3 protein-coding genes are annotated in these 6,162 nt (G+C 43.9%); all 3 read right to left on the bottom strand.

What is annotated here, in order from left to right; all coding sequences use genetic code 11:
• Window positions 1-5 precede the first annotated feature (5 nt).
• Window positions 6-1,340 carry a type I glutamate--ammonia ligase gene (gene glnA, locus WMO25_RS01800; protein WP_349083746.1) on the bottom strand — a complete coding sequence of 445 codons (1,335 nt, stop codon included), beginning with the start codon at window positions 1,338-1,340 and terminating at the stop codon, window positions 6-8.
• A gap of 232 nt (window positions 1,341-1,572) precedes the next feature.
• A complete protein-coding gene (gene carB, locus WMO25_RS01805) occupies window positions 1,573-4,773 on the bottom strand; it encodes a carbamoyl-phosphate synthase large subunit (RefSeq protein ID WP_349083748.1) in 3,201 nt (1,066 codons plus the stop codon).
• A complete protein-coding gene (locus tag WMO25_RS01810; RefSeq protein WP_349083751.1) occupies window positions 4,760-5,845 on the bottom strand; it encodes a carbamoyl phosphate synthase small subunit in 1,086 nt (361 codons plus the stop codon). The genes carB and WMO25_RS01810 overlap by 14 nt, the downstream gene beginning before the upstream one ends.
• Between the last annotated feature and the right edge of the window lie 317 nt (window positions 5,846-6,162).

Consider the following 6,162-nt stretch of genomic DNA (forward strand, 5'->3'; position numbering starts at 1 on the left):
AAAAATTAAATTTTGTACAGATACTGGTCAATCTCCCAGTTTGTGATCTGTCTGCGGTATTCATCCCATTCCGCGTATTTTGCCTCGATGTATTTGCTGCTGGCATGTTTGCCCAGAGTATCACAGATATACTGATCAGCCTCCAGCTCTTTAACTGCATCAAAAAGATTCAGCGGCAGTTCTTCAATGCTCTCTGCTGCTTTTTCTGCTGCTGTCATCTCAAAAATATTCTTATCCACATTCGGCATCGGCATTTTCTTTTCTTTTAATCCTTCTAAACCCGCTGCCAGGCATGCTGCCAGTACAAGATATGGGTTGCCGGCCGGATCAGGACTTCTGAGTTCAATACGACGTCCGGTTCCTCGGGTTGCCGGAATACGGATCAGCGGGCTTCTGTTGATGGAAGACCAGGCAATATGCACCGGTGCCTCATACCCCGGTACAAGTCGCTTATAGGAATTGACCAACGGATTCGTCAATGCCATCAGACCTTTTGCATGCTTTAACAGACCGGCCAGGAAATAATAGGCTTCTTTGCTGAGACCATTCTCATCATTCGGATCACCAAAAATATTGTTGCCATCCTGGTCATCCAGTGACATATTGATATGCATGCCGGAACCAGGCACACCGTAAACAGGCTTCGGCATAAAGGACGCATGAAGACCATGGCGTTTTGCAATGGATTTGACAACCAGCTTGAAGGTTTCAATATTGTCCGCTGTATGAAGAGCATCCGTATACTTAAAGTCAATCTCATGCTGTGCCGGTGCAACTTCATGATGGGATGCCTCGATTTCAAATCCCATTTCCTCAAGGGTCAGCACCATATCACGTCTTGCATTTTCACCAAGGTCAATAGGGCCAAGATCAAAATAACCGCCTTTTTCATGGGTTTCTGTCGTCGGCATACCATAATCATCTGTATGGAAAAGGAAGAATTCCAATTCAGGACCGACATTGAATGTATAGCCCATCGCATCTGCCTCTTTAATCACTTTCTTTAAAATATAACGGGGATCGCCCTCAAAAGGTTCACCGTTCGGTTTGTAAACATCGCAGATCAGACGTGCCACCTTGCCCTGCTGCGGACGCCACGGAAAGATCTCAAATGTATTCAGGTCAGGTACCAGATACATATCGGATTCTTCGATTCTGGCAAAGCCTTCGATCGAAGAGCCGTCAAACATACAGCCATTGTCCAGTACTTTTTCAATCTGACTGGCTGTGATCGCCACATTCTTCAATGCTCCGAAAATATCCGTAAACTGGAGTCGGATAAATTCAACATCATCATCTTCCACCATCTGAATAATGTCCTTTTTTGTATATTTTGCCATTACGCTCTCTCCTTATATTAAGATAGTTCAACTATATCAATAATGCCCTTTCTTTGTCAATATTGTAAAAAATTTACGTCAGGCATATACAAAAAGACCGCAAAAGGGCAGGGAATTCTCACTCCACACACTGCCCCCTTGCAGTCTTTTCCATATTTTGTATTTAGTTTAGCATACTTTTTCTCAATTGACCAGCATGAATCTTTTCATACCGTCAAAATGTCAGAAGCTTTTAGATTTCAGCGATATCGATCACGGAAAGTGTCTCCATATTGGCATTTTCAAGGCTTGTTACCAATGCTGCCGCTGTATCCAAGGATGTCAGACATGTGCATCCTGTCTCAATGGCATTTCGACGGATCAGGAAACCATCTCTGCTCTTGTCACGGCCCTGTGTCGGTGTATCGATAACAAGGTCGACTTCACCGGCAAGGATCAGATCCAGCGCATTTGGTGAGCCTGCAGAAATCTTCTTGATCTTGATGGCAGGAATGCCGTTCTCAATGAGCTTATCTGCAGTGCTGCGGGTTGCATAGATGGTATAACCCAATTTCTGGAAGCGTGCTGCGATCGGTACTAATTCATCTTTGTCCGCATCATTGACTGTACAGATCATCTTCTTTGTCCGCGGCAGATTGATGCCGGCACCGATAAATGATTTGTACAGGGCTTCCTCAAATGTCTTGGCAATACCAAGGACTTCGCCCGTTGACTTCATTTCAGGTCCAAGGCTTGTCTCGGCACCACGCAGTTTCTCGAATGAGAATACCGGCTGTTTGATGGCAATATAATCTGCTTTCTTCTGAAGACCCGGCTCATAACCAAGCTCTCTGATCGTCTTGCCCACGATACATTTTGATGCAATATCGACAATCGGAATACCTGTTACCTTGCTGATATAAGGTACCGTACGGCTTGAACGAGGGTTTACTTCAATAACATAAACCTCTTCTTGATATACAATAAACTGAATGTTCAGAAGACCTTTGACATGCAGGCCTTTCGCCAGTTTCGCTGTGTAATCTTCAATCTTATCAATAACGGCATCGCTCAAATGCTGTGCAGGATAGATGGAAATACTATCACCGCTGTGGATACCGGCTCTCTCAATATGTTCCATGATGCCAGGGATCAGGACATCTTTGCCGTCGCAGACACCATCCACTTCGACTTCCTTACCCATCAGATACTTATCGATCAGGATCGGATGTTCCTGAACTGTCTGATTGATAATATTCATAAATTCGACAATATCGCCATCACTAACTGCAATCTGCATACCCTGTCCGCCAAGAACATAAGAAGGACGGATCAGTACCGGGTAACCCAGATGGTTGGCTGCCTTCAATGCTTCTTCTGTTGTGAATACTGTTGTGCCTGCAGGTCTCGGGATCTTACACTTCTCAAGGATTTCATCAAACAGCTCTCTGTCTTCAGCTGCATCTACATCCTCTGCCTGTGTACCATAAATCGGCACACCCATCTTCATGATGGCCTGTGTCAGTTTAATGGCTGTCTGGCCGCCGAACTGAACAACCGCACCGTCCGGATGCTCCAAACGAACGATATTCTCCACATCTTCAGGTGTTAATGGTTCGAAATACAGTTTATCTGCAATATCAAAGTCCGTGCTGACTGTTTCCGGGTTGTTGTTGACAATAATTGTCTCATAACCGCAGTCTGCCAATGCCCATACACTGTGAACGGAGCAGTAGTCAAACTCTATACCCTGACCGATACGGATTGGGCCTGAACCCAGTACAAGGACTTTCTTACGCATCTTCTCGCCAACTTCAACTTCATTTTCATTGCCGAAGCATGAATAATAATATGGTGTTTCGGATTCAAACTCAGCTGCACATGTATCAACCATCTTGAATGCTGCAACGATATCGTTTCTGTAACGATAAGCTTTCACTTCTGCTTCGGACTGATGTGTAAACTCAGCAATGGCCTTATCAGGGAATTCCATACGCTTTGCTTCTTTCATCAGTTCAACAGACATAGGCTCTGTTTTCAGACGCTGTTCCATCTTGACAAGATTGGCGATCTTATCCAGGAACCAGAGATCGATCTTATTGATGGCATGGATTTCTTCCAGTGTATAACCACGACGAATAGCCTCTGCGATACAGAAAAGACGTCTGTCATCAATTCTATATAAATGTTCTTTCAGTTCTTCATCTGTCAGCTCATGGTATTTGCCGTAATCCAGGCTGTAAATATTCTGTTCCAGAGAACGGATGGCTTTCATCAGCGCACCTTCAAAATTCTGGCAGATACTCATAACCTCGCCTGTGGCTTTCATCTGAGTCGTCAGTGTACGTTTCGCTGTAATAAATTTATCAAAAGGCCATTTCGGGATTTTGACAACCACATAATCAAGGGCCGGTTCAAAGCTGGCGTATGTTTTGCCGGTAACCGCATTCTTGATTTCATCCAAGGCATAACCCAGAGCGATCTTGGCAGCAACTTTGGCGATCGGGTAACCGGTTGCCTTGGAAGCTAACGCTGAAGAACGGGATACACGCGGATTAACCTCGATAACACAATATTCAAAACTGTTTGGATTCAGTGCATACTGTACGTTGCAGCCGCCGTGGATATCCAGTTCCTGAATGATGTTCAGGGCAGATGTACGAAGCATCTGATACTCTTTATCCCCCAGAGTCTGTGAAGGTGCCACAACGATACTGTCTCCTGTATGAACGCCCACAGGATCGATATTCTCCATATTACATACGGTAATGCAGTTGCCGTAGCTGTCACGGATCACTTCATATTCAATTTCTTTCCAACCGCCGATATAACGTTCAACAAGAACCTGACCGACACGGCTCAGTCTCAGACCATTGCTGGCAATATCATGCAGCTGCTGTGCATCATGGGCAATACCGCCGCCGCTGCCGCCCAGTGTATAAGCTGGTCTGATAACAACCGGATAACCGTTCTTCTCTGCAAAATCAAAACATCCCTGAAGTGTTGTGCAGACTTCACTGGCTGCACATGGCTCGCCGATCTTCTCCATTGTCTCTTTGAATGCCAGACGGTCTTCGGCTTTCTTGATAGTCTGTGAAGAAGTACCGATCATTCTGACACGATTTTCAACCAGGAATCCGCTCTCATCCAGCTCCATAGCCAGATTCAGTGCAGCCTGTCCGCCAAGTGTCGGAAGAATGCTGTCCGGTTCTTCTTTCTTGATAATCTTCTTCAAAACCTCTGTTGTCAGCGGTTCAATATACACTTTGTCTGCAATCTGTTTATCCGTCATGATGGTTGCCGGATTGGAATTGACCAGTACAACCTCAATACCTTCTTCTTTCAGAGAACGGCAGGCCTGTGTACCTGCGTAATCAAACTCTGCTGCCTGTCCTATGACAATCGGACCAGAACCAATAACCAGAACTTTTTTAATACTATTATTCTTCGGCATCTTTATTGACCTCCATCATGTCTATGAATTTATCGAAAAGGAACGCTGTATCCTGTGGACCCGGGCAGGCTTCAGGATGGAACTGCACCGTAAAAATATTCTTGCCAAGGTAATGCAGACCTTCTGTGCTGGCATCATTGGCATTAATGAAACTGATCTCAGCTACATCTTCCGGTACTGTCTTATCTGCTACCACATAACCATGGTTTTGTGAAGACATATACACACGGCCTGTTGTCAGATCTTTGACCGGATGATTGGCACCTCTATGCCCCCATTTCATCTTTCTTGTATCAGCGCCATTGGCCAGCGCCATAAGCTGATGTCCAAGACAGATTGCAAAAATCGGAATATCTGTTGCATAAAGCTTCTTCAGTTCTTCAATGATCGGTCCGCAATCCTTTGGGTCGCCGGGGCCGTTTGACAGCATAATACCGTCCGGATTGGAAGCAATAATCTCTTCGGCAGATGTATACGCCGGATAAATCGTTACTTCACATCCGCGCTCATTCAGGGATTTGGCAATGTTTTTCTTTGCGCCGAAATCCATCAAAGCTACTTTCATGCCGTCACCCGGAAGGACTGTCTTCTCCTTGCAGCTGACACGTTTTACCGCATCTGTTACTTTGTAAGCCTTAATCTTCGGAAGAACCTCTTCCAGAACAAAATTTTCATTGGTTGTGATCATGCCGTTCATTGTACCGTAGTTTCTCAGACGTTTTGTCAATGCACGTGTATCAACGCCCTGGATACCGGCGATATCATGATCCACCAGGAATTTTTCAAGTTTATCTTCACTTCTGAAGTTGCTTGGGCTATTGGAGATCTCTCTGACGATATAACCGTCTACATAAGATTCCGGATCCTCCATATCCTCATAACATACACCATAATTGCCAATCAACGGATACGTCATAACGACAGACTGGCCGCAATAGGACGGATCTGTTAAAATTTCCAAATAACCTGTCATAGATGTATTAAACACAATTTCACTGATAACTTCTCTGGTAGAACCGATGCTTTCTCCTTCATAAACAGTACCGTCTGCCAAAATCAGAAACGCTTTCATTTTCTCACCTGATCCTTTCTCCTAATTTGCAAAAAAAAAAGATAATTTCATGTCAAAAATAGAAAAGACAATAACATGAAACCTCTTTTTTTAAGTTAATAAATATAAACAGAAAATGGAGAATTTTGTATAAATATGCATTTTCAATCTTTGCGAATATAACCACATCATTGATACTTCCACTCCTGTCCTTTTTTGTAAATAACTTCCAAAAGTCACTTATATTCAATATCTTTCGACACTGAATTTTAAACTGCATGAAGTATACCATAGATTAAAAGCAAATTCAACCTAAATAATTATATGATTATCTGAAA

Source organism: Coprococcus intestinihominis (assembly GCF_040096555.1).
In the GTDB taxonomy this organism is placed as follows: Bacteria; Bacillota; Clostridia; order Lachnospirales; family Lachnospiraceae; genus Coprococcus_A; species Coprococcus_A intestinihominis.